Raw genomic sequence first — 24,315 nt, 5'->3', positions numbered from 1 at the left:
TTGCATCAGCCGAGAGGAGCGTCCGATGCTCGTACCGACCGCCATGGTCATGGCCGACAACGCGACCAGGCAGCACGTGCTGTCCGCCCGCCCGACGGCGCCCACGACCCGAGCGCCCGCGCCCCCCCGCCGACGCGCGCGCCGCTTCACCGCCGCGGCCCTGCGCCGACTCGCCGACACCGTCGAGAAGCGCACCATCCCGGCGCCGACCCACTAGAACCGAAGCTGGAGGCGAATCATGAGCGACCAGACACCGGACCCGGCCCTTCCACCCGTGGTGGACAGGAAGACCTGGCAGGAGGCGCGCGAGGCACTGTTGGCACGGGAGAAGGCACACACCCGCGAGGGCGACGCGATCGCCGCGGCCCGCCGGCGCCTGCCGATGGTCGAGGTCGACGCGAGCATCGAGGTCATCGGCCCCGACGGCCCGGTCACGATCCTCGACGTCTTCGAGGGCCGCAAGCAGCTGATCGCCTATTACCACGCGTGGTGGCCGGGCCGACCGGCCGCGGAGCAGTGCGAGGGCTGCACGTTCTTCAACAGCCAGATCCGCGAGCTGTCCTACATCCATTCACGCGACGCCACGTACGCCGTGCTCTGCAAGGGTCCGTTCGAGGAGAGCATCCGCTATCGGGACTTCCTGGGCCTCGACATGCCGTGGTACTCGGCCGCCGAGACGGCGCCGCAACTTCTCGAAGGCCGTGACTGGCAGCGCCACCACCTGGTCTTCTACGTCCGCGACGGCGAGCGCGTGTTCGAGACCTACTACACGGGCGGCCGCGGCGTCGAGATCATGACACCGACGCACGGCCTGTGGGACATGACGGTCTACGGCCGCCAGGAGGCGTGGGAGGACTCCCCGGAGGGCTGGCCGCAGGGCTGGGGAGACGCGCGCAACCCCGAGGTCTGGCGCACGAACGGCCGCCCGATCGTGCAATGGTCCCGCATCGAGGCCGGCCGCTCCGACGACCTGACCGCACGCTGAGGCGGCGCGATGATGTAGACCTTGGGCGTGGAAACCGATGGTGGGCGGAAGGGCCCTGACCGGCGCGGCGGGGCGGTGTTCGCCGGTGCGCTCGGCGCCCTCGGCGGCGCGGCGCTGACGGCCGGTTGGGGCACCACCGCGATCGTCATCGGCGCGGTGGCCGGCGCCGCGGTGGGCGCGGCGACCGACGTGGTCGCTCGAACCCTGCAGAAGCCGGGCGAGATCCCGGCGCTCTGGTCACGCATCGTCATGAGCGCCGCGCTCGTCGCCCCACTGGGCTGGCTGGTGGGAAAGCTGTTCGGGCTCGGTCCGATCGTCGTCGGCGTGCTGGCCGGGGCGCTCGTGGGCCTGCTCGGCATCCGCCCGCACAAGGTCGTGCTCGGTCCGCTGCTCGGCGCCGGCGTCGGCTGGGCGCTGGGCGCGATCTGGGGTGACGTGCCGGCCGCGGTGGTCGCCGCCGTGACGGTGGTCGTCTTCCGTACCGCGTCGGCTCTGATCTTCCGCGACGCCCAGGTGAGCCTGCTCGCCGAGGACGTCGATCCGGCGGACCTGCCGTTCGTCGTGCCGCTCGAGGCCCGCACCCGCTACGTCGGCACCGGCTACGTGCGCGAGCTGGCGGCGGTCATCGGCGGCGACTACCTCCCCGCCAACCCCGATATCGGCATCGTCGCCAGCCTCGACGACCTGTCCGGTCCCGCGTTCGCGCCGAGCGAGGTGGATCCGCGGGTACGCGAGTTCTACGAGCACACCACCCGCTTCACCCTCGACATCGTGCCGGAGTGGCGACTGTGGGTGCGGCCCGGCTACCTGCTCTACCGCACGCTGGTGGCGCGGCCGCTCGGCCAGGCCAACGTGCCGATGAACCAGCGCGAGACGCAACGCGGCATCCTGAGCCGGATCGACACGATCACGCGCCGGGAGGACGCGACGGTCAGCGTCCGCGGTTGGATCCGGTCGTTCGCCGACACCGACGAGCCGATCTACGTCGGCATCTACACCACCTATCGGCACCTCGACAGGGGGTACGTGAGTGTCGGCTTCCCGCTGCCCCAGGCGAGCTTCACGGCCACACTGGAACCCCGGCCCCGTCCCGACGGCGGGCTGACGTTGAGCAGCCGCGGGCAGGGCGACCAGCCGGGCCACTACCTGACCTACGTCGACGCGCGGACCCGACGGCTGACGGCCTTGAGCGTGCACGGCTTCGCCGAGCGCCTCGACGTCTTCGTCAACCCCGCCGGAGACCTGGTGGCGGAGCACGCCTTCAGCGTCTTCGGCCTACCGTTCCTGGTCCTCCACTACCGGATGCATCGCAAACCCGCCTGACCGAGCCGGCCGGGCGGAGATCCGCGTTCGGAGCTGTGGCACAGTCCATCGTGTGGACGAGCTGCCGGGATGGTTGCCCGCCTGGTGTCTCGACCAGCTGGGCGGCGAGCCAACCGGTGTGCTGTTCACGTCGCGACAGGTCTCGACGGTGTTCGGGCTGCGCCTGGTCGGTGGCAGGGACGTCGTGGTCAAGGCGCGCGCCGATGACGGGCGGGCCGGGTCGTGTGTCGCGGCGCAGGCCCGGCTGGCCGAGGGCGGCTTTCCGTGTGCCCGGCCGCTCACGCCGGTGGTCCGGGTCGGCGCGTTGGCCGTGCACGCCGAGGAGTTCCGGCCCGGCGGCGCCGTGTTGCACGGGAACTCGCCCGACGTCGCCGTGCGCTGCGCGCGAGTGTTCGCCCGGCTGATGGTGGCGCTCGCCGGCGTGACGGTCGCGCCGCCGCTGCCGAACCCGGCCTGGGTGCGGTGGGACCACGCCGATGCGGGGACGTGGCCCGCGATCGACGTTCTCGACAACCGTGATCAGCGTGCCGTGCCCGCGCACATCGTGGAGACGGCTCAGCGGGCTCGGACGCGCCTGTTGGCGGCCGCGTCGCCGGGCGTGCTCGGCCATGCCGACTTCGAGGCGCAGAACCTGCGGTGGCGGGGTCGACAGTTGTGGGCGGTGCACGACTGGGACAGCCTGGCCTGGCAGCCGGAGGCCGCGTTGGTGGGCGCGGCGAGCGGGTCGTTCGCCAGTTCCGGGCCGCCCACGTTGGCGCCGGTCGAAAGCTCCGATGCGTTCCTGACTGCCTATCAGGACTTTCGGGGGCGCTCCTTCACGGCTGTGGAGCTGGAGATCGCCTGGGCGGCCAGCGTGTGGATGGCCGCGTACAACGCCCGGGAGATGGCGTTGTGTGGTGGTGCCTCGGCGGGCGGCGATGCGTTGCGGGCGCAGGCAGCCGAGCGCCTGCGTCGGGCTCATGCCTGAGTCAGACCGTGCGAAGGTCGAGCGTGTGCCAGGAGAGGACGCCGAGCGAGTTGGTGGACCACCACAGCACGCCGGATCGATAGGACACGCTGGTCGCGGCTGCGGCGACCAGGATCGTCCGCCGGCTCTCGAGGTCGTATACGAGTAGCTCCTGCCCGCCGAGCGCGGCGCCCAGCGCGCTCGAGTCCTTCGAGAGCACCTCGAACCGGTCCAGCGGCGCCACGTCGACGATCGAAGCGGTCGCGCCGTCCTCCGCTATCCGGAGCCGCTCCGATCCGTCGGGACGCATCAGTTCCGTTTGGGCCGGGCCGTCGGCGGACAGCACGTACACGCGACACCACGTTGGCGCGCACTGGCCCGGACGATCTCGGCCGGCGTCCACCTCGATGGTCGCGGCGGTGTCGAGGCTGCGCAACCGAGGGCCGCCGCCGCCCCGGGTGACCAGCCATGGCCAGCGCGACAGTGTCCACTCGCCCGGCTCGGTGCGCACCTCGACCGGCCCGCCGTCGACGGGCACCGACCGCACTTCCGTCGCCGGTTGGTCGCCTGGCGCCGTCGCTGTCCAGAACAGCCGGTCGGCCCGCGCGACGAGGTCGTAGTCAGAGCCGGCGAAGGTTGCCCAGCCGGTGTCGTCGGTGATCGTTCGTGGCGCGCCGCCGGACAGATCGGCGCGCCACAGCGTGGTCTGGGCCGTCCCGTCCGTCTCCGCCCACACCAGCTGGTTGCCCACGAGGGCGAACGCCTCGAACTGCGGGCCGACCGAAGCCGGGAGCCGGCGGAGCACCCGCACGGTGCCGTCGGCCGCGCGGAGCAGCAGGCGCACCGTCTTACCGTTGGCGTCCACGGCGGTGCCGGCGGAAACCCGCGCGTCGACGAAGAAGGCCGGGTTGTACGAAGCGCCGTCGGCCAGCACACCGGGAACGTTCGCGCGCTGAGCCTGCGGCCATACGGTTCCGACCCCGGGCGGCGGTGGTTGCGGCGCGCGGGGCCCCTCCGGCGTCTGCGCCACGAGCGCGCCGGTCGCCACCAGGGCCCCGACCAGGGCGAGCACCCTGCGCGCGGGCGGTCGGGGCCGGCGCGGCGGAGGCTCCGGCGCCGATTCGCGCGCTTCGTTCACGCCGGCAACCGTAGCCGCCCACCGCTTTGCAACGCGCGCCGCGGGCCGTACGATGCGAAAACGGTTTTCATTTCCGTCAAGTCGCGGGGAGTGGTCGGGTGGCGGCGCACAGGCAATGGGGGTGGGCGGCGGTGGCCGCCGGCTGTGCTCTCGTCCTCGGGGCCTGCACGGCGCCCGTGGCGTTCAACCGATCCACCGACCAGCTCCAGGTGGTCACGACGACCGGCATCCTGGCCGACCTGACGCGCAACGTCGGCGGCGATCGCGTCGTCGTGGACTCGATCGTGCCGGACAACGCCGACTCACACGTCTACGAGCCGAGCCTGCGCGACGTGCGCAACATCGTGTACGCCGACGTCGCGTTCAGCAATTACCTCCTGCTGGAGGCGCAGAACGTCATCAAGGCGCTGGACGCGAACCTCCGCGACGGTGTTCCGAACATCGCCCTGGCCGAGCGCGCGTCGAAGTACGCGGCCGAGATCATTCCGCTGGTCGAGGACGTCTCGCTGGACACCATCTGGCTGGGCCTGCGGGTGCGAGGCACCGGCGCCCAGCGCGGCGCGGACCGGGCATCCGACGTGCTGGTCTCGGCCACGGACGTGTCCGGCCCCGGTGACCTCGTCGCCTACCTGACGGAGTCGTTCGGAGATCCGGCCTTCTACGTCAACTCCGCGGACGGCTTCGACCCCTCCGACGGCTACCGGGACGACACGGCGACGCTGCCGCCCGCCGCACACACCCATATGAGCTGGGCGTTCACCGCACCCGGCGTCTACCGGCTCACCATGTCCGCGAAACTGCGGGTGGCCCACGACGCCAGGCCGGTCGACCTCGGGACGCAGACGTTCACCTTCGCCGTCGGTGTCGACCCCCACTCGGCAACCGGCATCCCCGCGCCGACGGTGCTCGCGGCCGGCCACGCGGACATCTCCGCCGACCTCGACACCGGGCGTCTCTACCTCTACGCGGACCCGCACGGCGGCGGGGACGTCAACCAGGAGGTGTACGACCCGGCGAGCACGGTGATCGAGGTGCCGGCCAAGGCCCTGAAGGAAGTGCCGGCCGGCCGCGGCTACCGATTCCTGGGCCGGCCGGGACAACAGGTCTACCAGTTGCCGCAGGCGGTGCTCGGCCGGCACGTGCACGGCGAGATCGACCCGCACCTGTGGCAGGACGTCGGCAACGCGCAGGCCTACGTGGAGCTCATCCGGGACACGCTGACCGCCGTCGACCCGGCCGGGGCGAGCACCTACCGCCGCAACGCGGAGCGCTACCTGGGCGAGTTGAGCGCGCTGGACGCCTATGTCGCGGAGACGATCGCGTCGATTCCGCCGCCGCAGCGATATCTGGTCACCACCCACGACGCGTTCGGCTACCTGGCGCATGCCTACCAGATCCCTGTCGCCGGTTTCGTGACGCCGAACCCGGCGGTCGAGCCGAGCATCGCGGACCGGCGGAAGCTGACCGAGACCGTTCGCAACCTGCGTGTGCGTGCGGTGTTCCTCGAACCGAACCTGGCCGCCCGATCGTCCACATTGGCCCAGGTGGCGGAAGAGCAGCAACGGCGGGTGTGTCCCATCTACGGCGACGCCTTCGACGACACCGTGACCACGTACGTGCAGATGATGCGCGTCAACGCCGACTCGCTCAAGCGATGCCTGACCTGATGGGGAGCCCCAGCACATGAGAACACTCGGCGTCCTGGCCGTGATCGCCCTCGCCCTCGCGCCGTCGCCGTCCCCCGACGACCTCGACCAGCGGGTCGCGGCCGACCAGGCTGTGACCGCGGGGCGGGCGGAGTTGGGCGCCGGTCACGTCGACATCGGCCCGCGCTACCACGACGGAGAGTGGACTGTCCTCGTGCACGACGACACGGTCGTCCCGCCCGTGTGGCGGTCGCCGCGCGATGCGGTGATCCGCGTGCCGGACGCGGCGGTCCAGAAAGTGCCCGACGATCCGGCGTACGCGTTCCTCGACCAGGAGCCGGGCACGCCGGTGCACGTGATCCCGCAGACGCAGGACCCGGACGTCGTCTGGGTGGGCTGGAACACGCAGGACCCCGGGGTCATGGACGCCGTCGCCCGGGGTGTGACGATGAGCCTCCTGGGCGTCCAGGGCCCCGGCGACCTGACGGTGTTCCTGCAGTCCGGCAGCCTCGGCGCCCCGGACGTGCTGTGGAACAGCCGGCAGCCGTACCCGCAGCCGGTCTGGGTCGAGACCAACACACACACGCACGCCAACTGGGTGTTCGCCCGCCCGGGTGTCTATCTCGCGACCGTCGAGTTCGCCGCGGAGCTGGCGGGCGGCGAGACGGTCACCGCGCGCGAGGTGCTCAGGTTCGCGGTTGGGGATCGGACCACTGCCGACGCCGCCTTCGCCGCGGCGTTCACCAACCCGTTGCCGTCCGCCGTCGCGCCGGACAGTGAAACCGACCCACCGGAGCGCGGTCCATCCGTGCTGACCGCCGGGGTGGCCGTCGCCGCCGCCGCTGTCGCAGCGGGGCTCGTCTGGGTCGGTTGGCGAGGCCGGCGCGTCCGGCGACGCGCGGAGCGGGAACAGCAGCCGTGAGCGCCGTCCTCTCTCTCGACCATGTCGATGTCGACCTCGGCCGCAGGCCCGTTCTGCGCGACGTCGACCTCCACGTCGCGGACCGCGAGCTGGTCGGCCTCGTCGGACCGAACGGCGCGGGCAAGACGACGCTGTTGCGAGCGGTGCTGGGGCTGGTGCGCACGAGGGCGGGCCGGATCACGGTGGCCGGGCTACCGGCCCGCCCTGGCCGCTCACCGATCGGCTACGTGCCACAGCGCCATGCGTTCACCTGGGACTTCCCGGTCTCCGTCCAGGACGCGGTGATGACCGGCCTGGCACGGCGCATCGGCCTCTTCCGCCGCCCGAACGTGGCGCACTGGCGTGCGGTCGGCGAGGCCCTCGAGCGGGTACGGATGACGGACCTGCGCCGACGGCCGGTCGCGGAGCTGTCGGGTGGCCAACGGCAGCGGGTCCTGGTGGCCAGGGCCCTGGTGCTACGCCCGCGGGTCCTGCTGCTCGACGAACCGTTCACCGGCCTCGACATGCCCACCCAGGAGGTACTCGGCGAGCTGTTCACCGCCCTGGCACAGGAGAACGCGGTCGTCATGGCCACCCACGACCTGGCGTCCGCGATGCACACCTGCGATCGCCTGGCTCTGCTCAACCGCACAGTGGTCGCCTTCGGCCGGCCCGACGACCTGCGCGACGCTCGCGTGTGGATGGACGCCTTCGGCGTGAGCGAGCGCAGCCCGCTGCTGGCCAGCATCGGGATCGACAGCCGGGCGCCCGTCGAGCGAGGAGCGTGAGATGTCTCCCGTCGACTTTCTGCACGACCTGGTCAACCCTGACCTGTCCTTTCTCCCGAAGGCATTGGTGATCGCGGTCGTGGCCGCGATCGTGTGCGGTGTCGTGGGCACCTACGTGGTCCTGCGCGGCATGGCGTTCATCGGCGACGCGGTCGCCCACGCCGTGTTCCCTGGGCTGGCGGTGGCGTTCGTCGTGTCCGGCAACCTCGTGCTGGGCGGCACGGTCGCCGGCGTCGTCACCGCGATCCTGGTCGCGGTCTTCGCGCAGAACCGGCGGCTCAAAGAGGACTCCGTCATCGGCGTGTTCTTCGTCTCGGCGTTCGCGCTGGGCATCGTCGTCATCTCGCGGGCGCCCGGCTACGCCGGATCCCTGCAGCAGTTCCTCTTCGGCTCGATCACCGGCATCCCCGACCGGGACGTCTACGTGGTGGTTCTCACCGGCCTGGGCGTCATCCTCGCCGTGCTTTTGCTGCACAAGGAGTTCGTGGCCGTCACCCTCGACCGCGAGATGGCCAGAGCAACCGGTCTGCGTACGTTCTGGCTCGACATCGCCCTGTACGTGCTGGTCACCCTGGCCGTGGTCATCTCGGTGCAGACCATCGGCAACATCCTGGTGCTCGCGCTGCTGGTCACACCGGCCGCGACCGCCAGGCTCCTGACTGACCGGCTCGGCGTGATGATGGTGCTCGCGCCGGCGCTGGGCGGCCTGTCAGCGCTGATCGGACTCTACCTCTCCTGGTCGTGGGACCTTCCGGTCGGCGGCACGATCGTCCTCGTCCTCACCGCGGCGTTCCTGGTCGCCTGGGTCTTCGCTCCTCGGCACGGCCTGATCGCCGCACGCCTGTCGGCGACCTGATCGTTCTCGACAGCCCACCCGACCCGTGCTACCTTCCGCTCTCAATGAAAATGAAACTCATTTCCAATAAGGAAGGGGAGGGATGAGACTACGAGCGTGCGAGCGACCGTTGACGGTCGCCGCGACCGCCGTCGCCCTGCTGGCCGGCATGGCGATTGGTGCGACTCCGGCCGCCGCCGCGGAGAAGGTGGTCCTGTCGCAGGGCCATACCGACGCGGTGGACGTCCACTACGAGAACGGGGCTCTGAGCCTCAAGGTGCACGACGACACCGTCGAGCCTTCGGTCGTCCGTGACCCGGCGGACGTCACGTTCCAGGCCCTGCCGACGTCCGCCGTGCAGGTGCCCGACATCCCGCAGTACGGCTTCCTGGGTGCGCCCGGCGCCACCGTCTGGCTCCTGCCCCAGGTGCAGGACCCCAACCTGCTCTGGCCGGGCTGGAACACCACGACGCTGCCGGGCGGGGTGTTCGCCGGCGACTCGGTCAAGCTCAGCCTCGTCGACGTCGACGGGCCCGGCGACGTGTGGGTGTTCATGTCCGACGCCATCGGGATGCCGCTGCACAAGTTCCGCACCGACGACGGCCTACCCGACGCCTTGGACGTCCCGGTGCACACCCACGCCCATGCGAACTGGGCGTTCAGCGCTACCGGCGCCTACACCCTGAAGTTCCAGGCCGATGCGACGCTCACCGACGGCACGAAGCTGTCGTCCGGTCCGGTCGACTACACGTTCCTCGTCGGAGACGGGACCGATCCGGCGCTCCAGCTCGACATCTACGGCCTGGAGGACAGCTACCGGCCGGGACAGCAGGTCAACCTCGTCGCGATGACCGACGTGGAGACCGACCTGGACCACTTCCACTGGTTCAGCAAGTGCCCCGGTGCGCCGGACTTCGCGGTCGTGTCCGGCGAGCTCACCTTCTCCTACCAGTTCACCGCGACCGCGGAGCTGGACGGCTGCCAGTACAAGGCCGTCCTTTACGACGACGACCACCAGGCGGTGGCCGAAGCCGACCCGGTCACGCTCGTCGTCAAGGAGGAGGGCAACCCTGGGGACCCGGCCTCCAGCCAGTCGATCACCGCGACGATCAGGGAGACGGACGGTGCGTTGGTCCTCAGTGTGGATCCCAACAACCGCACGGTGAGCCTGCCGCCGGCCACCGTCGGTGCCAGCGGTGACCGGTTGGAGACCTCGGGGGCGCTGCGCCCGGTGACGGTGACCGACACGAGGGCGGCCCGGCCGGGCTGGAACGCATCCGGCTCGGTGTCCGACTTCGTCGCGTCGGCCGGCGGCGGTTTCGCCGGCAGATACCTGGGCTGGACCCCGCGCGTGCTCGCCCAGGCCGAAGGACAGGGTGTCGTCGCCGGTCCAGTGGCGGCGCCGGGCTTCACCGCCGGCAACGGCATCGCGGGTGGGGCCGTGCTGGGTTCGGCGCCGGTCGGCAGCGGCCGCGGCACGGCACAGCTGGGCGCCGAGTTGCGGCTCGAGCTGCCGAGCGAGACCGCGGCCGGCCAGTACGCCGCGACGCTGACGCTGACCGCCATCTGACCATGCGTCTGCTTGCCGTGGCGGTCGTCGCCGCCCTGACCGGTGTCCTGCCGGTCGGGGCGGCGGCGCACGCCGAACCCACCACCCCGCAGACATGGGGCATCGCGCCGTCGACCCGGAACGGGCCGGACGGCCGCGCCTCGTTCACCTACAAGCTCGACCCCGGTGCGACGCTCACCGACTATGCCGCCATCTCCAACTACTCCGCCGCACCGATCACCCTCGACCTGTACGCCAGCGACGCGTTCACCACCGAGCAGGGGGGCTTCGACCTGCTCCCGGCGGCGCGCGAGCCGACCGACGTCGGCAGCTGGGTGTCGTTCGACAGCAGGTTCGCCCGGCTGACGATTCCCTCGAAGTCCCGCATGGACGTGCCGTTCCGGCTGTCAGTGCCGAAGAACGCCACGCCCGGCGACCACGCCGGCGGAATCGTCGCCGCCGTAGCGAGCACCGCGGTCAGTGCCGACGGCGGCCAGGTGAAGGTGGACCGACGCGTCGGGGCGCGTATGTACCTGCGAGTCACGGGTGAGGTGCGGCCGGCGGTCGACATCGAGCGCGTCGCCGTGAGCTACACCGGCACCGTCAACCCGATGGGCGGCGGCGTCGTTACGGCCACCTACCGGATCCGCAACACCGGCAACGTCCGGCTCACCGGGCGACCCACGACGACGGTCGCCGGCCCGTTCGGTGTCGGCCGTCGCGTCGCCCGCACGGATCCGGTGCCGGAGATCCTGCCCGGCGGTGAAGTGCTCACCACCGTACGCGCGAACGGGATCCTGCCTTTGGGCCGGCTGACGGTCCACTTTGACCTTCTGCCGACAACCGTCGGGCCACCGGGTGCTGCACCACCCGCGGTGACGAACACCGCGTCCCTCTGGGCGCCACCCTGGCCGCAGATCGCCGTGTCGCTGCTCGTGGCCGGCCTGGGCTGGCTCGGGTGGTGGCGTCGGCGGGCCAGCCGACGCGCGCTCGCCGCTGCCCGCGACGCCGGCCGCGCCGAGGCTCTGTCCACCACTTCCATCGGAGGAAAGAACTCATGAAGCGAACCACCGTCGCACTCGTGTGCGGGGTCGCTGTCACCGTGCTGGCCGGTCCCATGCCGGCCCGCGCAGAGCCGAGGACACTGCCGGTCGCCGGCGCTGACCTCGTGTCCGTCCGCCTGGAGTCCGATGGGTTGGTCCTCAACGCGCGGGACGCCGGCCAGATCCGTGCCGGCCACCCAGGAACCGACCCGTCGCACGTCACGCTCGACGCCGGAGATGGCTTCACCGGGGCTGCCCCGGCCCGCGACGAGTTCTCGTTCCTGGGGCCGCCGGGGACGCCGGTATGGGTGCTGGCCACGGACGGGGACTTTCCCGCGTTCGATGCCACCGCAATCCCCAACGGACGGCTGGTCGACGACACGCTCACCGTGCACCTCGTCGGCGTCGAGGGTCCCGGTCGGTTCCACGCCTACGCGCAGCGCGGTCTGGGCGCCGTCGATGTTCTTCTGGGCAGCGCGGCGGCCGAACCCACCACCACCGTGCTGCGTGCCGGCCAGCGCCGCGGAGGCGTGCTCTGGGCGTTCGACACACCTGGCTCGTATCGGGTCGCGCTCGCCGTCACGGGTCGTGACCGCGGCGGTCGGGAGTTGCGGGACGAGGCCACCTTCCGTGTGGAGGTCCCACCTATCAGCCCCGTGGAGACGGTCGATCCACCGGCCACCCAGCCGTCACCCGCCGCGCTGCGGCGGGCCGCGGAGACGGAGCACACGCCCCTCGCCGTGCCGCAGGTCGCGGCACCCAAGGCGGCCGCCCCGGCGCCGAAGGCCGCACCGGCCGGCGGGCGCAAGGTGATCGCCGACGGCCACGTCGACATGGGCCCCCAGTTGAACGGCAGCAGCTGGACGATCCGGCTCCGCGACGACACCGCCAGTCCGGCCGTCTGGCGGAACCTGTCCGACGTCGTCCTGCACGTCGTCGACAAGGCGAAGATCAAGGTGCCGGCCGGTTCGGACTACGCGTTTCTCGGCCAGGCCGGCTCCGACGTGTGGATGCTGCCGCAAGCCCAGCAGGCCGGCATCGTCTGGCCCGGCTGGAACACTCAGGACCCGTCGGTCGTCAACGGGACCAAGGGGTCCGTCACCTGGCGGCTCGCCAGCGTCAGCGGCCCCGGCCAGTTCAAGCTGTTCCTCACCGGATCCTTCGGCCGGCCCGAGGTGCTTTTCGACTCCGGCAAGAAGCTGCCACAGCAACTCGCGATCGCGCCGAACACCCATGCGCACGGCAGTTGGGCCTTCACCAGACCGGGGATCTATCACCTCGGCGTCGAGATGGCCGGCACCACCAAGGACGGCAAGGCATTGGTCGACCGCCGGACGCTCAATCTCGCGGTCGGCAGCGTCGATCCCAATCGTGCTTTCGGCGCGCCGGGCGGCAATCCGGGCACCGGGAACGACGGACCGGGCAGCGGCGGCGACGGGGGACGGCTCGCCCAGACCGGAACGTCGTGGACGATCGCCGCTGTCCTGGTCGGGGGCGGATCCGTCGTCCTCGGCGGACTTGTCGTCCTCGGGACTCGACGGCGCCGGGCGGCCGAACGGTGAGCGCGGACCGGAGCTGAATCCGCCGGCGACCGGGACCATCCGGTCGCCGGCGGCAATGATAGCGGTTTGCGCATATGTGGTAGGGTCGCGCGTCGGAACAGGAGGAATCCCCTGGTGAACGGCTCGACCCCACTCCCCGGCCGCACCACGCGGCAGCGCACCGAAGTGACCGCTCTGCTCCAAGAGGTCAACGATTTCCTCACGGCGCAGCAGCTGCACGGAATCCTTCGCGAGCGGGGCGCCAAGGTCGGCCTGACCACCGTCTACCGCACCCTGCAGCGCATGGTCGAGAGCGGCGAGGTGGACTCGACGCGGACGCCGGACGGCGAGCAGCTGTTCCGGCAGTGCTCCCGGTCCCGGCACCACCACCACCTCGTGTGCCGCATGTGCGGCCGGACGGTCGAGATCGAGGGCCCGGCCATGGAACGGTGGACGGAGAAGGTCGCCGACCAGCACGGCTACACCGACGTGGCGCACACGCTCGAGATCTTCGGCACCTGCTCCGCCTGCGCGCGCTGACCGCCACCGGGGTGGGCCCCCCGCCCTGACCTGACTTCACGAATCCTCCTTCGCTGGCATGCCTATCGCATCCATATGAAAACGATTATCGTATTCATATTTGGAGTCCACTGGGGACCCTGGGGAGGAGAGCGACTGTGCGAAGCTCCATCCGTGTGCTCGTCGCGTCGAGCACGCTCGCGGCCGCCGTGGTGGCTGCCACCGCGGCACCGGCACAGGCCGGTGGCCTGATCGTGATCGACCACGGCCACGTCGACGTGGTCGGCGTGGCCGTCGAGGACGGCAACCTGCACCTGCACGTACACGACGAGAGCGTCGAGCCGGATGTGGAGCGGGAGCCCGAGGACGTCAGGTTCCGCGTCCTTCCGGCTGCCGCCACCAGCGTGCCGACCGATCCCGCGTACGCCTTCCTGGGTGCTGCCGGTGACCCGGTGTGGATCCTGCCGCAGACCCAGGACCCGGACCTGATCTGGGCCGGGCTCGGCACCGAGGAGATCGATGCCGGGGTGCTGCGCGCCGACACGGTCAACGTGACGTTCGCCGTGCTGGGACCGGGTGACGTCGCCGTCTACACCGAGAACGCGTTCGGACTGCCGGCCGACATCCTGGTCGACACCGGCGACGGCCAGCCCGACACCTTCGCCCTCCCCACCGGTGACCACCTGCACGCGAACTGGGCCTTCGAGGAGCCGGGCACCTACCGCATCACCGTCGCGGTCACCGGCAGACTCGCCGCGACGGGGCGGCCCGTGGCCGACGCCGGTCTCTACCGCTTCGAGGTCCAGGCATGAGGCGGGCGGTGGCGCCGCTGCTGCTCGCCGCGCTGCTCGTCGGGTCCGTCGCCACTCCGGCGCACGCCGCGCCGGTGACCCTGACGAGCGGCCACGTCGACATCCTCGACGTCGACTACAGCGGTGGCGCGCTCGTCCTGCGGGTCCTCGACGAGACCGGCACGACCGCGGTCGAACGGAACCCGTCCGACGTCACGTTCCGCGTACCGGTCGCCGCCAAGCTCACCGGCATCCCCGGCACACCCGCCTGGTCCTTCCTCGGGACCGGCGGCACGGCCTGGGTCCTGCCTCAGAACAACGTCCCGGGTCTGCTCTGGGCCGGCTGGAACACCACCGAGATCCCCGCTGGCGTGTTCGTCGACAACAAGGTGACGTTCCGGCTCACCGCCGTCAGCGGACCGGCCGGCTTCAGCGTCTACACCGCCACCGGCGGAACGCCCACGGTCCTGTTCGACAGCGGCAACGGCCTGCCCGACACCTTCACGCTGCCGCGGCTGACCCACTCGCACGTCAACTGGGGCTTCGACGCCGCGGGCACCTACACCGTCACCTTCAGCGTCACCGGCGTACTCGCGTCGACCGGTGCGACGGTCACCTCCGGCTCCAAAGCCTTTACGTTCCAGGTTCTCGCCAGCTGATCGCCAAACGGTGGGGCCGGGCTCGACTGAGCCCGGCCCCACCGTCGACGGCAGCGTCAGTCCGCGGCCTCGGTGCCGGTCAATGGGAAGCAGCCGGCGAAGGGGTCGACGCCGGCCAGCTCGTGGTCGGTCATCAGGCAGGAACGCAGGAGCTCGGTCACGGTGTCGGCCGCCACGTCGAGGCCGACGAACGCGAGGGCGGTACGCCGATCGCCGAAGTCGGGATCCCAATGGAAATCGGCGGTCATCCGCCGTTCGGGACTCGCCTCGGACCAGCGTTCGTCCGGCAGGGCGGCGAGCCAGTAGCCGAGAGTGCCCAAGGCGACCCCGCCCCCGGCCGACTCGAACGCGATCGCGGTGTCCGGCTGGGTGGCGATCCACAGTTGACCACGACCGCGGAGCGTCTCCGTCGCGAGGGGGCCGAGCGCGTCGTGGAAGCGGCCCGGGTGAAACGGGCGGCGCGCTTCGAACAGCACCGAGACGACCCCGCAGTCCGGCTCGGGGGAGTGCGCCGCGATCGGGTAGCCCTCCAGCGCCCGGCCGGGCATGCCGGGAACCCGCGGATCATGCCGCCCGGTGTGGCGCAGGCGACGCGCGAGGTCGGTGCAGTCGATCCGCTGGTTGGCGTCGACGGCCAGGTGGGTCGCCCACGGCGCGAGCCGCTGGAGCAGCACCGACGCCCGGGTCAGCTCGTACCCGTCGACCTGCGGGCCACCCCAGAGGACAACGGTGTCGGCGAACTCGATCTGTCGGGCCACCACGTCGGCGACGGAGCGATGGTCCTCCTCGGCAGCGTGCAGGTCGCGGTGGCGCAGATCGTCGGCAGTTCCCAGGTCGGCGAGCAGGTGAGCGGCGTCGACGACGGTGACGTAGGAGTCGAAGCGGACGGCGTCGGTGACCGGCTGGCCGTCGACCACGCAGTGCGCGCAGGATCCCGCGACCGCTTCGGGCTCGACGACCCGCGGCAGCAGCAGCACGATGTCGCCGTCAGGCCGCTCCCGGCTCAGCCGCACCAGGGTCGGCAGCACGTCCTCGCGCAAGGTGCAGGAGACGCAGCCATGCACCAACGTGGCCGTGACGTCTTCGATCACCTCGGTCGCCGTCCGCACCACACGCCGGACGACTCCCTCGCGTACCGCGGTGATGTCGTGGCTGACGGAGATGAGTCGCGGGTCGACGAGCTGCAGGAGGCGGGCGACCGCGGCCGTGGCTTCGGGGTGGAAGCCGGCCAGCACGGTGACCGCGGGCTGCCGCTCGACCGGCGGCCGCCGGGCTGCGGTGATCGGGTCGAAGTTCATGCCCACCATCTTGTTGGAAATGGTTTTCATTGTAAAGTTGGTCGCATGTCCAAGATTTGTGACGTGACCGGCGCCAAGCCGAGTTTCGGCAACGCCGTCTCACACTCCCATCGCCGCACCCGCCGCAGGTGGAACCCGAACCTTCAACAGCGTCGCTTCTGGCTGCCCAGCGAGCGACGGCACGTCCGACTGACGGTCAGCGCCCGAGGCCTGCGCACCATCGACCGCGACGGCATCGAGGCCGTCGTGGCGCGGCTGCGTGCCCGTGGAGGCAAGCCCTGATGGCCCGCACCACCGACGTCCGCCCCGTCATCAAACTCCGCAGCACGGCCGGAACCGGCTACACCTACGTGACGCGCAAGAACCGCCGCAACGACCCTGACCGTCTCGTGCTGCGAAAGTACGACCCGGTGGTCCGGCGACACGTCGACTTCCGCGAGGAGCGCTGATGGCCCGCCGTGGCCTCACTGAACGCGAGAAGCGCCGCGCGCGACTCGTGGCCCGGTATGCCGAGCGTCGGACCGCGCTCAAACAGCTCATCGTGGCGCCGTTGACGGAGCCTGCCGAGCGGGCGGATGCGGTGCGCCGGCTCGCCGCCTTGCCCCGCGACGCCAGCCCGGTGCGCCGGCGGAATCGCGACAGCGTCGACGGACGTCCGCGTGGCGTGCTGCGCGGCTTCGGTCTATCTCGGATCCGGTTCCGCGAGATGGCACTGCGCGGTGAGCTGCCAGGAGTTCGCAAAGGCTCCTGATAATCATGTGCGTCTCTTGATGGACGCTGCTGCCACGCGTTACGGTGCGGGCAGCGGCGGCCGGCTCTCGTCGCCCAGGATGGGAGTTCGGATGTCGCGTAAGACCGGCAAGCCTTCCTACGTCCGGCGCGACGAAGAGCAGCGTCGGCGCCGGGTTCCCTTGGTGGCGGCCATGGTGGCCGCGGCGGCCCTGCTGGTCGTCGGCGGTGGGAGCGGTTTCCTGGCCAGCCGGCCGGATGCGACGACCCGGGCCGTCGAGGAGATCAGGAAGCAGGAGGCGGTACGCGACCTCGCCCAGACCAAGGAGCTGACCACCGTGGCGCGGGGGTCGCAGGAAGCGCTCGGAAAGCTGCTCACCGAGCTGGACGCCGCCGTCGCCGCCGACCGACCGGCGACGGCGGCCGAGGTCGATGCGTGGAAGTCCACTGTGGGTGGTCTCGTCCGCAAGCACGCCGACAGCCCCTCGGGAACAACCGCGACGAACGTGGCGCGCGGTGGCCTGCGGGCCGCGGTGGACGGCTTCGCCCTGGCCGTCGACCTCTACGCGACCTCGCTGGAGGTGCCGCCGGCGAACCGGCCAGCGCTGTTGCGCTCGGTCGAACAGGCCCGGCGCACCGCGACCGTGGGCTGGTCGGTCGCGGCGGCTCAGCTGGACCAGCTCAACATCGACGCCGGGCTGGGTCACCAGCATGTGTACCTGCAGACCGAGCAGGGCAGTGGTGCCTTCACCGCCGATGGTGAGCCGGAAGGCGTGCCGAACTGAAGCTCAGTGTCGCGGGCGTGCGCCGCTGATGTGCGCCCCGGATCGCGCCTCGGGCGCGACCTCCGCGAGGATCGCCCGGACGAGCACCGCGGTCGACGGTGCCGCGACGTACCGGACGTGGTTGCCGGCCCGGCGCCGCTGCACGAGTCCGGCCAGCCGCAGATGCCGCAGGTGCTGCGCCAGCGTCCCGTAGCCCACGTCGAGGCGATCGGCCAGGTCGGCGGCCGTCGCCTCCCGGTCCAGGATGTCGAGGACGATCCGAAGCCGCAACGGAAGGGCGAGCGCCTGCAGGACGGCCGTCACGGCCTCGACCGCCTCGCTCGTGAAGACACCCTCCAGCTCGGCCACGTCGCCTCCTTCCGAACGTCAGCGAACCGCGGCTGACAGCGGGACGCGCGGACGGGGGATGACCTGCCAGCCCCGCCGCTGCCGGCGCGCTCCCACGATCCGGCACACGATGTAGATCAGGAACGAGATCGTCGTGACGTACGGGCTGATCGGGATCGTGCTGCCCAGGGCGAGCAGGATGCCGCCCACGACGGAGCCGACGGCGAACAGCACGCTCAGCACGGTGACCATCAGCGGCGAGGCGCTGACCCGCATCGCGGCGGCAGCCGGGGTGCACACGACGCTGAGCACGAGCAGTGCGCCGACGATCTGCACCGACATCGCGACCGTCAGCCCGAGCAGCACCATGAAGACGGTCGACAGCGCCGCAACCGGCACGCCACGGCCCGCGGCCAGTTCCGGATCCGTGCTGGCGAAGGCGAGCGGTCGCCAGATCACCAGCAGCCCGACCACGACCACCGCCGACGTGACCAGCAGCCACGAGAGCTGCGGCGTGTCCACGGCGACGATCTGCCCGGTGAGCAGGCCGAACTTGTTCGCGGCACGCCCCTTGTAGAGGGCCAGGAACAGCACGCCGAGCCCCAGACCGAACGGCATCAAAACGCCGATGACGGAGTTGCGGTCGCGGGCGCGGCTACCCAACAGGCCGATGACCAGTGCGGCGAGGATGGAGCCGGTCAATGAGCCGAGCACGACGTTGGCGCCCATCAGCAGAGCGCCGGAGGCGCCGGCGAAAGACAGTTCGCTGATGCTGTGCACGGCGAAGGGCAGGTCGCGCATCATCACGAACGTGCCGATCAGACCGCCGACGATCCCCAGCACCGCGCCGGCGATCAGGGAGTTGTGGACGAGGCCCAACAACTCGCCGTAGTCGGCGAAGTTGAAGACCTGGGACCAGATCCCGGAGTCAGCCACGCCGCGCTCCCGAGACGGCACCGTTGTCGTGGTGGTGCGCCTCGTCGGCCTGCGGTATGCCGGCCACCAGGATCCGGCCGTTCAGCCGCAGCACCTCGACGGGGACGCCGTACAGCTCGGACATCGTGGCTGAGGTGAAGACCTCCTCGACCGTGCCGATCCGGAACCTGCCATCGGCCAGGTACAGCACCCGGTCCACATAGGGCAGCACGGGATTGATCTCATGCGTGACGAACACGACCGCGGTGCCTTTCTCCCGGCGGCGTCGGTCGACCAGCGCGGTGATGGTCCCCTGACTGCGCAGGTCGAGCGAGAGCAGCGGCTCGTCGCAGAGCAGCAGCCGCGGGTCGGCGACGAGCGCCTGCGCGATGCGTACCCGCTGCTGCTCACCACCGGAGAGCAGGCCGATCGGCATGTCCGCGAACGGGGCCGCGTCGACCGACTCGAGCGCCGCGGTGATCCGCGCGGCGCGGCCGGCCCGCCGGCCGAGGCCCCAACGGTGCCCGTCGAGGCCCTGGCCGACGATGTCGCGGGCGCGCATCGGCGTGAGCGGATCGATCCGCCGTTGCTGCGGCACGTAGCCGATGTCCTCGGCCCCGCGACGCGGCGGGCCGCCCGACACCCGGATCCGGCCGGTGCTGAGGCGCGTGAGTCCGAGGATGGCGCGGACCAGGCTGGTCTTGCCCGAGCCGTTGGCGCCGAGCACCGCGACGAACTCGCCCAGCTCGACCCGCAACGACAGGTCCGCCCAGAGCCGCCGCGACCCGAAGCTCAGCCCCGCGTTCTCGAACTCCAGCACCGGCGCCGGCATCAGCCCAGCGCCGTCTTGATGGCGTCGAGGTTTCCGGTCATCCAGGTCAGGTAGTCCTTGCCCGCGGGCAGCGTCTCGGTGACCGGGACCACGCCGACCTGGTTGTCCTTGGCGGCCTGGAGGATCTTCTCGGTCTCCGGCCCGGCGGTCTGCTCGTTGTAGGCGAGCATCTTGACCTGCTTGCCGGTGAACAGGTCGAGGGTCTCCTGCAGCACCGCCGCGGGCACGTCGGTCCCCTCCTCGATCGCCTCACTGAACTCGTCGGGCGTCTTGTTGGTCAGCCCGCAGGCCTCCAGAAGGTAGACCGGCACCGGCTCGGTGATCGCCACGCCGGCCCCGCTGTGCGCCGTCTTGATCTGGGCCGCGGTGCCCTCCAGCTCCTGGAGCTTCTGCTTGAAGGCGGTCGCGTTGGCGGTGAACGTCGCGGCATTGCCGGCATCGGCGGCCGACAGGGCGCTCGCGATCTGGTCGGCGAGCTTGCTCACCGAGGTCAGGTCGTACCAGACGTGCTCGTTGAGCTCCTCGCCACCGGTCGCGACGTGACCTGAGATCTGGACGGCGTTGAGCACCTTGGCGTCGCTGTTCGCCGACTTGAGCATGGTGTCGACGAAGTCGTCGTAGCCGCCGCCGTTCTCGATCACCACGTCGGCCTTCGAGAGCTCGAGCTGGGTGCGGGTGTTCGCCTCGTACGAGTGAGGGTCGGCGGACGGATCGCTGATGATCGACGTGATCGCCACCTTGTCACCGGCGATCTGCCGAGCGATGTCGCCGTAGACGTTGGTGGACGCGACAACCGACACGTCGCCAGCCGCCGCCGAGGCCGCAGACGGCGACGCCGCGGCGTCCTCGTCTCCGCCGGACCCGCACGCCGACGCCAGCATGGCCATCGACACCACCACAGCACCTACAAGACCTGCGCGTTTACGGCGCACCGGAATCGCCACCTTCCACGTCCGGCTTACTGACAATGACGTTCATTACCAGCAGGACGTTAGGCGAGAGGGTGCTCAGACCACAAGGTACCTGAAAGTGATTTTCATTATGATTCCAGTATCGCGATATCACAATAAACGCACGTTCCATAGGGGACGGTCAGCGGTCGGGACTGGTTCGTTGGATAGGCTGCGGTCTGGTTCGTCGACGGGCGGGAGACACGGCGTGGTCGGTGACAGCGCGGCGACGACCCCGATTTCCGGTCGCCCGGTGCGGTGGACCGGCTTGTTCGCGGCGCTGGTGGCGGCGGCGTGGCTGTTGTGGTCCTCTCCGCCGTCGGTCGATGAGGCCCGACGACCCGCTGCGGTGAGCTTCGGTTCCGTGTGGCCCCAGGTGCCCCGCGGATCCGTGCCCAGCGCGTTGGGCGACGGCAGCGTCTATACGCCGGGCTTCTTCGTCGACGCGCAGACGTCGATCGGCTCGGCCGTCACGGCGGACGGCGCGTTCGTGCGGCTGCTCGTAGTGCCGGACGCGGGGGCTGTTCGGGAGCTGCGTCGGATGCGAGCCGAGTCGGCCCCACAGTTGTTCGGGTTCACGTCCGGCAGCGGTTGGGTGGCCTGGGCGGAGTCGGCGGAGGACGCGTCCGGCGAACGTACGACGTCGATGTGGGTCATCGGCACCGGCTTGACCGGTGCTCCCCGACGCATCGTCGCGGACGCCGGCGACGTGCGACAGACCGACTCCGCCTACGACCTGGCCATCGTGGACGGCCGGCTGCACTGGACGGCGGTGGTGCCGGGCGACGAGATGTCGACGGAGTTGCGTTCGGTCGTCCTCGACGGCGGTGACCCGCGGACCAGGACCGTGCCCAGGCTCTGGTCGCCGGTGGCCTGGCCGTGGCTGATCGACAGCACCGACGCGGTCGGCGGCGGTCGCATCGTGTTGATGGACCGGATCGACCGCGCGACAAAGGAGTTCACCGTCGGCCCGGCGGACTTCCCGTCGTGTGGCGCGACCTGGTGCCGGTCCATCCTGATCGACGACGGGGCCTCCGCCGGTGTCGACCTCGTCCGGGTCGACGGGACGGAACGCCGCCGGATCGCCGGGCCGGACGTCGGTTTCCCGGTGACGGACGTCGCCGTGCTCGACCGGTTCGAACTGCTCACCGGCCTCGACCCCGCGTCCCGCGCCGCCCAGGGGCGGCCACTGCAGGTCTACGACATCGCCCGCGCCGCCACCGTGACCATCGCGTCCGACGCGATCAACGTGCGCTACGCGGGCGGCTTCCTGTGGTGGTCCAGCGGCTTCGAGGACCGCGTGTCCTGGACGGTGATCGAGCTGCGGGCGTTGTCCTGACGGTCACTGGTACTGGTTGCGCGGTGGCTCGACCTGCACCCACGTCCGCACGTCGACGTAGGGGATCTGCTCGCCGTTGACCGGGTCGGTGCCGGCTTTCTCGCTGTATTTACCGGTGACCTCGATCCACGTGTCCGCGGGCAGGTCGACCGGCGCGCTGCCGGTCATGCCGACCTTGATAGGCCGGCCGTCCGCGGCACAGCACGACATGATCATGCGCGCCAGCATCAGCTCGCCGCTCTCGCCGGGGATGACGAAGCCGGACATCTGAACGGTGCGGTCGCCGATGGAGGTGCCGTTGTCGTAGACGGCGCGGGACGCGTACTCCAGAACGCTGATTTTCGCCGGGTCGCCGGGCGGCAGTGGCGGGTAGTCGGAGGTGGCCTGGCTGGACAGCGCGGTGCCGGCCTGTCCGGCGGCGAAGGCGCCGAGCGCCGGCGGCGCGACCAGCAGCAGGCCGAGGACGGGCAGCACGAGCAGCCAGCCGACCGCCGGGCCGTGGTGGCCGTGTCCGTGACCGTCGTCGGAGTCGGCTGGGCCGCGCGACTGCTGGCGCAGGTCGTGCACGAGGGTCATGACGGCGGCGACGACGAGGACGGCCCCGGCGGCGACGAGGAACGGTCGCAGGCCCTCCTTGACGTAGCGCAGGTAGACGTCGGTCAGGCTGGCCTTGAGGACGGCGCCGCCGAGGAGGAGCAGGACGACGCCTTGCGCTTGCCGGTTCACAGGACCACCGCTCCTACCGCGACGGCGCCCAGGACCGCGACGGCGAACGTGGCCGGCGAGAACCGGGTCGCGAACCGCCGGCCGAAGACGCCCGCCTGCATCGAGATGAGTTTGAGGTCGACCATCGGGCCGACGACGAGGAACACCAGCCGCGAGGTCAGCGAGAACTGCGACAGCGACGCCGCGACGAACGCGTCGGCCTCGGAACAGATCGACAGGAGTACGGCCAGCAGAGCCAACGCCAGCACCGACAGCACGGGGTTGTCGGCGAGCGTCAGCAGCCACCGCTCGGGCACGACGACGTTGATGGTGGCCGCGGCCATCGCGCCCAGCACCAGGAACCCGCCGGCGTGGATGACGTCGTGGCGGACCGCCGACCAGAACGCGACGAACTTGCCGGTGCCGTCGTCGTGGCGGTGGGGGAGCCGGATCCATTCGGCCTTGCCGAGGCGCAGCCACAGCCAACCCATGATCATGGCGACGATCAGGCTCGCGACGCCCCGACCGACGACCATCTCCGGGTTGTCGGGGAACGCGACCGCGGTGGCGGTCAGCACGATCGGGTTGACCGCCGGAGCGGCGAGCAGGAACGCGAGCGCCGCCGCGGGTGTCACGCCACGGCGGATCAGCGACCCGGCGATCGGCACGGACCCGCACTCGCAGCCCGGCAGGACCACGCCGGCGGCGGAGGCCACGGGGACCGCCAGTGCGGGATGCTTGGGCAGGGCCCGTGCCCAGAACGACTGCGGCACGAAGACGGCGATCACCGCCGAGAGGACGACGCCGAAGACCAGGAACGGCACGGCCTGGACCATGACCGAGACGAAAACCGTGGTCCAGGTCTGCAGGCGCGGGCTGGAGATCGCGTTCGACACCGGCTCGCGGAAGATGACCAGCAGGACCAGGATGGCCGTCAGGATCTCGACCGAACCGATCCGGTCGCCGAGAAGCCGCCGCGGAGGCCCCGCCTCCGGCGGCGGGGCCGGATCCGAGGTGTCGGACGTCTGTTGCCCGCCAGTGGTCTGAGCCGTCACATCGGACACGGTAGCGATTCGGGTCGCTTCGCGCGACGGACTCTCGGCCTCCTTTCCTGCAAATCGCAACCGTTATCAACTGATCGTGGCGACGTGTTCGGCCAAGACTCCGCGCCGACGCTACGAGCGCAAGGGGTAGTGGCCCGTAGACGTCGGCGGGGTCCGCGTCACCGGAGGTACACACCGCGGACGAGGTAACGCTAACCGTTTCCATTTTCATGAAGCAATGGCCGTAAGGGCGGGGCGGGCAGCGGAACGGATTGGCGTCCGACCGCGTCTGACGGAGCGTGAGTGGCGTTCGGGCCGGGCTGGCGATCACCTTGGTGGCTACGATGATGGTGTCCGGATGTGCGGGCGCCCGGCCAGAGCCGGCAGCGCCACGACCCCCAGAGGCCTCTGTGACGTCGCGTGCCGAACAACCCGAGGATCTTCCGCTCCCCGCGACCGGAGTGCGGCCGAAAGAGCCTGCCGGTCCGGGCGCGCGGCAAACCAGCCCTTCGACCCTGACCGGGACGGTCACGACCGGCGTGGAGCCGAACTGCCTGCTGATCGACGGGTTCCTCCTGGTCGGCGGTGACCGCGCCGTCATCCGCGCCGGCGCCCGCCTCACCGTCACCGGGCGCGTCGACCCCGGCGTGCGAAGCACGTGCCAGCAGGGAGTCCCCTTCGTCGTCAGCCGCGCCGTCCCTGCCTGAGCACGGCGGAGCCCGCCCTTG

Annotated in this window: 28 protein-coding genes; 20 read left to right on the top strand and 8 right to left on the bottom strand. The window is 70.9% G+C overall.

What is annotated here, in order from left to right; genetic code table 11:
• Nucleotides 1-25 precede the first annotated feature (25 nt).
• From O7635_RS01450 to O7635_RS01435, 4 genes are read left to right on the top strand one after another with little or no spacing between them, the layout of a single operon-like run.
• Nucleotides 26-217, top strand: coding sequence for a hypothetical protein (locus O7635_RS01450; RefSeq protein ID WP_278078564.1), 192 nt, complete (start codon nt 26-28; stop codon nt 215-217).
• 21 nt (nt 218-238) lie between these two features.
• Entirely contained in the window at nt 239-985 is a 747-nt protein-coding gene (locus tag O7635_RS01445; RefSeq protein ID WP_278078563.1) for a DUF899 family protein, read from the top strand.
• A gap of 27 nt (nt 986-1,012) precedes the next feature.
• On the top strand, nt 1,013-2,308 hold the full coding sequence (locus O7635_RS01440; protein ID WP_278078562.1) for a hypothetical protein: 1,296 nt from the start codon (nt 1,013-1,015) through the stop codon (nt 2,306-2,308).
• Nucleotides 2,309-2,360: 52 nt separating this feature from the next.
• Nucleotides 2,361-3,275, top strand: coding sequence for a phosphotransferase (locus O7635_RS01435; RefSeq protein ID WP_278078561.1), 915 nt, complete (start codon nt 2,361-2,363; stop codon nt 3,273-3,275).
• A 1-nt stretch (nt 3,276) separates the two neighbouring features.
• On the opposite strand, the gene O7635_RS01430 is transcribed toward O7635_RS01435, so the two are convergent.
• The gene (locus tag O7635_RS01430) at nt 3,277-4,392 is read right to left on the bottom strand and encodes a hypothetical protein (protein ID WP_278078560.1); all 1,116 of its coding nucleotides are present in this window, start codon (nt 4,390-4,392) and stop codon (nt 3,277-3,279) included.
• Nucleotides 4,393-4,523: 131 nt separating this feature from the next.
• Here O7635_RS01430 and O7635_RS01425 point away from each other — a divergent pair, with 131 nt between their 5' ends.
• The 10 genes from O7635_RS01425 to O7635_RS01380 all read left to right on the top strand — a co-directional run bounded on the left by O7635_RS01425 (nt 4,524) and on the right by O7635_RS01380 (nt 14,664).
• Nucleotides 4,524-6,059 (top strand): anchored repeat ABC transporter, substrate-binding protein, encoded by a 1,536-nt coding sequence (locus O7635_RS01425; RefSeq protein WP_278085346.1) that lies wholly within the window; start codon nt 4,524-4,526, stop codon nt 6,057-6,059.
• 16 nt (nt 6,060-6,075) lie between these two features.
• Nucleotides 6,076-6,960, top strand: coding sequence for a choice-of-anchor M domain-containing protein (locus O7635_RS01420; protein WP_278078559.1), 885 nt, complete (start codon nt 6,076-6,078; stop codon nt 6,958-6,960).
• Nucleotides 6,957-7,727 carry an anchored repeat-type ABC transporter ATP-binding subunit gene (locus tag O7635_RS01415; protein ID WP_278078558.1) on the top strand — a complete coding sequence of 257 codons (771 nt, stop codon included), beginning with the start codon at nt 6,957-6,959 and terminating at the stop codon, nt 7,725-7,727. Before O7635_RS01420 ends, O7635_RS01415 begins: the two co-directional genes overlap by 4 nt.
• Before the next feature lies 1 nt (nt 7,728).
• Nucleotides 7,729-8,583: an anchored repeat-type ABC transporter permease subunit gene (locus tag O7635_RS01410; protein ID WP_278078557.1), complete on the top strand. Its 855-nt coding sequence runs from the start codon at nt 7,729-7,731 to the stop codon at nt 8,581-8,583.
• Between the two features lie 148 nt (nt 8,584-8,731).
• A complete protein-coding gene (locus O7635_RS01405) occupies nt 8,732-10,132 on the top strand; it encodes a choice-of-anchor M domain-containing protein (protein ID WP_278085345.1) in 1,401 nt (466 codons plus the stop codon).
• 2 nt (nt 10,133-10,134) lie between these two features.
• Nucleotides 10,135-11,172 carry a DUF916 domain-containing protein gene (locus O7635_RS01400; RefSeq protein ID WP_278078556.1) on the top strand — a complete coding sequence of 346 codons (1,038 nt, stop codon included), beginning with the start codon at nt 10,135-10,137 and terminating at the stop codon, nt 11,170-11,172.
• Nucleotides 11,169-12,716 (top strand): TIGR03773 family transporter-associated surface protein, encoded by a 1,548-nt coding sequence (locus tag O7635_RS01395; protein WP_278078555.1) that lies wholly within the window; start codon nt 11,169-11,171, stop codon nt 12,714-12,716. The genes O7635_RS01400 and O7635_RS01395 overlap by 4 nt, the downstream gene beginning before the upstream one ends.
• 114 nt (nt 12,717-12,830) lie before the next feature.
• Nucleotides 12,831-13,235 carry a transcriptional repressor gene (locus O7635_RS01390; RefSeq protein WP_278078554.1) on the top strand — a complete coding sequence of 135 codons (405 nt, stop codon included), beginning with the start codon at nt 12,831-12,833 and terminating at the stop codon, nt 13,233-13,235.
• A 137-nt stretch (nt 13,236-13,372) separates the two neighbouring features.
• Entirely contained in the window at nt 13,373-14,026 is a 654-nt protein-coding gene (locus tag O7635_RS01385; protein WP_278078553.1) for a choice-of-anchor M domain-containing protein, read from the top strand.
• Nucleotides 14,023-14,664 carry a choice-of-anchor M domain-containing protein gene (locus tag O7635_RS01380; protein WP_278078552.1) on the top strand — a complete coding sequence of 214 codons (642 nt, stop codon included), beginning with the start codon at nt 14,023-14,025 and terminating at the stop codon, nt 14,662-14,664. The genes O7635_RS01385 and O7635_RS01380 overlap by 4 nt, the downstream gene beginning before the upstream one ends.
• Nucleotides 14,665-14,720: 56 nt before the next feature.
• Here O7635_RS01380 and O7635_RS01375 read toward each other — a convergent pair whose 3' ends face one another.
• On the bottom strand, nt 14,721-15,992 hold the full coding sequence (locus tag O7635_RS01375; RefSeq protein WP_278078551.1) for a GTP-binding protein: 1,272 nt from the start codon (nt 15,990-15,992) through the stop codon (nt 14,721-14,723).
• A gap of 15 nt (nt 15,993-16,007) precedes the next feature.
• Between O7635_RS01375 and rpmB the strand changes: the two genes are divergently transcribed.
• The 4 genes from rpmB (at nt 16,008) to O7635_RS01355 (ending at nt 17,476) form a co-directional block, all read left to right on the top strand.
• Nucleotides 16,008-16,244 carry a 50S ribosomal protein L28 gene (gene rpmB / locus O7635_RS01370; protein WP_278078550.1) on the top strand — a complete coding sequence of 79 codons (237 nt, stop codon included), beginning with the start codon at nt 16,008-16,010 and terminating at the stop codon, nt 16,242-16,244.
• Nucleotides 16,244-16,411, top strand: a complete 168-nt coding sequence (rpmG, locus tag O7635_RS01365) for a 50S ribosomal protein L33 (protein WP_278078549.1) — start codon at nt 16,244-16,246, stop codon at nt 16,409-16,411. Before rpmB ends, rpmG begins: the two co-directional genes overlap by 1 nt.
• Entirely contained in the window at nt 16,411-16,713 is a 303-nt protein-coding gene (gene rpsN / locus O7635_RS01360; protein ID WP_278078548.1) for a 30S ribosomal protein S14, read from the top strand. The genes rpmG and rpsN overlap by 1 nt, the downstream gene beginning before the upstream one ends.
• A gap of 91 nt (nt 16,714-16,804) precedes the next feature.
• On the top strand, nt 16,805-17,476 hold the full coding sequence (locus O7635_RS01355; RefSeq protein WP_278078547.1) for a hypothetical protein: 672 nt from the start codon (nt 16,805-16,807) through the stop codon (nt 17,474-17,476).
• 3 nt (nt 17,477-17,479) lie between these two features.
• Here the strand turns inward: O7635_RS01355 and O7635_RS01350 are convergent, their stop codons facing one another.
• Genes O7635_RS01350 through O7635_RS01335 form a run of 4 tightly spaced genes read right to left on the bottom strand, consistent with a single transcriptional unit; the run spans nt 17,480 to nt 20,437 of the window.
• A complete protein-coding gene (locus O7635_RS01350) occupies nt 17,480-17,824 on the bottom strand; it encodes a metalloregulator ArsR/SmtB family transcription factor (RefSeq protein WP_278078546.1) in 345 nt (114 codons plus the stop codon).
• An 18-nt stretch (nt 17,825-17,842) separates the two neighbouring features.
• Nucleotides 17,843-18,739 carry a metal ABC transporter permease gene (locus tag O7635_RS01345; protein WP_278078545.1) on the bottom strand — a complete coding sequence of 299 codons (897 nt, stop codon included), beginning with the start codon at nt 18,737-18,739 and terminating at the stop codon, nt 17,843-17,845.
• On the bottom strand, nt 18,732-19,550 hold the full coding sequence (locus O7635_RS01340; RefSeq protein ID WP_278078544.1) for an ABC transporter ATP-binding protein: 819 nt from the start codon (nt 19,548-19,550) through the stop codon (nt 18,732-18,734). Before O7635_RS01340 ends, O7635_RS01345 begins: the two co-directional genes overlap by 8 nt.
• On the bottom strand, nt 19,550-20,437 hold the full coding sequence (locus O7635_RS01335; protein WP_278078543.1) for a zinc ABC transporter substrate-binding protein: 888 nt from the start codon (nt 20,435-20,437) through the stop codon (nt 19,550-19,552). The genes O7635_RS01340 and O7635_RS01335 overlap by 1 nt, the downstream gene beginning before the upstream one ends.
• 454 nt (nt 20,438-20,891) lie before the next feature.
• Here O7635_RS01335 and O7635_RS01330 point away from each other — a divergent pair, with 454 nt between their 5' ends.
• A complete protein-coding gene (locus O7635_RS01330; protein ID WP_278078542.1) occupies nt 20,892-21,839 on the top strand; it encodes a hypothetical protein in 948 nt (315 codons plus the stop codon).
• Between the two features lie 3 nt (nt 21,840-21,842).
• Here O7635_RS01330 and O7635_RS01325 read toward each other — a convergent pair whose 3' ends face one another.
• Together O7635_RS01325 and O7635_RS01320 are read right to left on the bottom strand one after the other, a co-directional pair.
• Nucleotides 21,843-22,565 carry a TIGR03943 family protein gene (locus tag O7635_RS01325; protein ID WP_278078541.1) on the bottom strand — a complete coding sequence of 241 codons (723 nt, stop codon included), beginning with the start codon at nt 22,563-22,565 and terminating at the stop codon, nt 21,843-21,845.
• Complete coding sequence (locus O7635_RS01320) at nt 22,562-23,500, bottom strand: permease (protein WP_278085344.1); 939 nt, start codon at nt 23,498-23,500, stop codon at nt 22,562-22,564. The genes O7635_RS01325 and O7635_RS01320 overlap by 4 nt, the downstream gene beginning before the upstream one ends.
• Before the next feature lie 497 nt (nt 23,501-23,997).
• Between O7635_RS01320 and O7635_RS01315 the strand changes: the two genes are divergently transcribed.
• Entirely contained in the window at nt 23,998-24,294 is a 297-nt protein-coding gene (locus O7635_RS01315; RefSeq protein WP_278078540.1) for a hypothetical protein, read from the top strand.
• The last annotated feature ends 21 nt before the right edge of the window (nt 24,295-24,315 follow it).

The sequence above is a fragment of the Asanoa sp. WMMD1127 genome (assembly GCF_029626225.1).
Classification (GTDB): domain Bacteria; phylum Actinomycetota; class Actinomycetes; order Mycobacteriales; family Micromonosporaceae; genus Asanoa.
The sequence above is the reverse complement of the archived record's forward strand: the minus strand, read 5'-3'. Positions and strand labels throughout refer to the sequence as shown.

Coding starts and splice junctions, on each gene's coding strand:
- O7635_RS01410 (WP_278078557.1), top strand. CDS start 7,729: ATGTCTCCCGTCGACTTTCTGCACGACCTGGTCAACCCTGACCTGTCC.
- O7635_RS01400 (WP_278078556.1), top strand. CDS start 10,135: ATGCGTCTGCTTGCCGTGGCGGTCGTCGCCGCCCTGACCGGTGTCCTG.
- O7635_RS01445 (WP_278078563.1), top strand. CDS start 239: ATGAGCGACCAGACACCGGACCCGGCCCTTCCACCCGTGGTGGACAGG.
- O7635_RS01335 (WP_278078543.1), bottom strand. CDS start 20,437: ATGGCCATGCTGGCGTCGGCGTGCGGGTCCGGCGGAGACGAGGACGCC.
- O7635_RS01405 (WP_278085345.1), top strand. CDS start 8,732: ATGGCGATTGGTGCGACTCCGGCCGCCGCCGCGGAGAAGGTGGTCCTG.
- rpmB (WP_278078550.1), top strand. CDS start 16,008: ATGTCCAAGATTTGTGACGTGACCGGCGCCAAGCCGAGTTTCGGCAAC.
- O7635_RS01355 (WP_278078547.1), top strand. CDS start 16,805: ATGTCGCGTAAGACCGGCAAGCCTTCCTACGTCCGGCGCGACGAAGAG.
- O7635_RS01395 (WP_278078555.1), top strand. CDS start 11,169: ATGAAGCGAACCACCGTCGCACTCGTGTGCGGGGTCGCTGTCACCGTG.
- O7635_RS01450 (WP_278078564.1), top strand. CDS start 26: ATGCTCGTACCGACCGCCATGGTCATGGCCGACAACGCGACCAGGCAG.
- O7635_RS01380 (WP_278078552.1), top strand. CDS start 14,023: ATGAGGCGGGCGGTGGCGCCGCTGCTGCTCGCCGCGCTGCTCGTCGGG.
- O7635_RS01340 (WP_278078544.1), bottom strand. CDS start 19,550: ATGCCGGCGCCGGTGCTGGAGTTCGAGAACGCGGGGCTGAGCTTCGGG.
- O7635_RS01420 (WP_278078559.1), top strand. CDS start 6,076: ATGAGAACACTCGGCGTCCTGGCCGTGATCGCCCTCGCCCTCGCGCCG.
- O7635_RS01375 (WP_278078551.1), bottom strand. CDS start 15,992: ATGAAAACCATTTCCAACAAGATGGTGGGCATGAACTTCGACCCGATC.
- rpmG (WP_278078549.1), top strand. CDS start 16,244: ATGGCCCGCACCACCGACGTCCGCCCCGTCATCAAACTCCGCAGCACG.
- rpsN (WP_278078548.1), top strand. CDS start 16,411: ATGGCCCGCCGTGGCCTCACTGAACGCGAGAAGCGCCGCGCGCGACTC.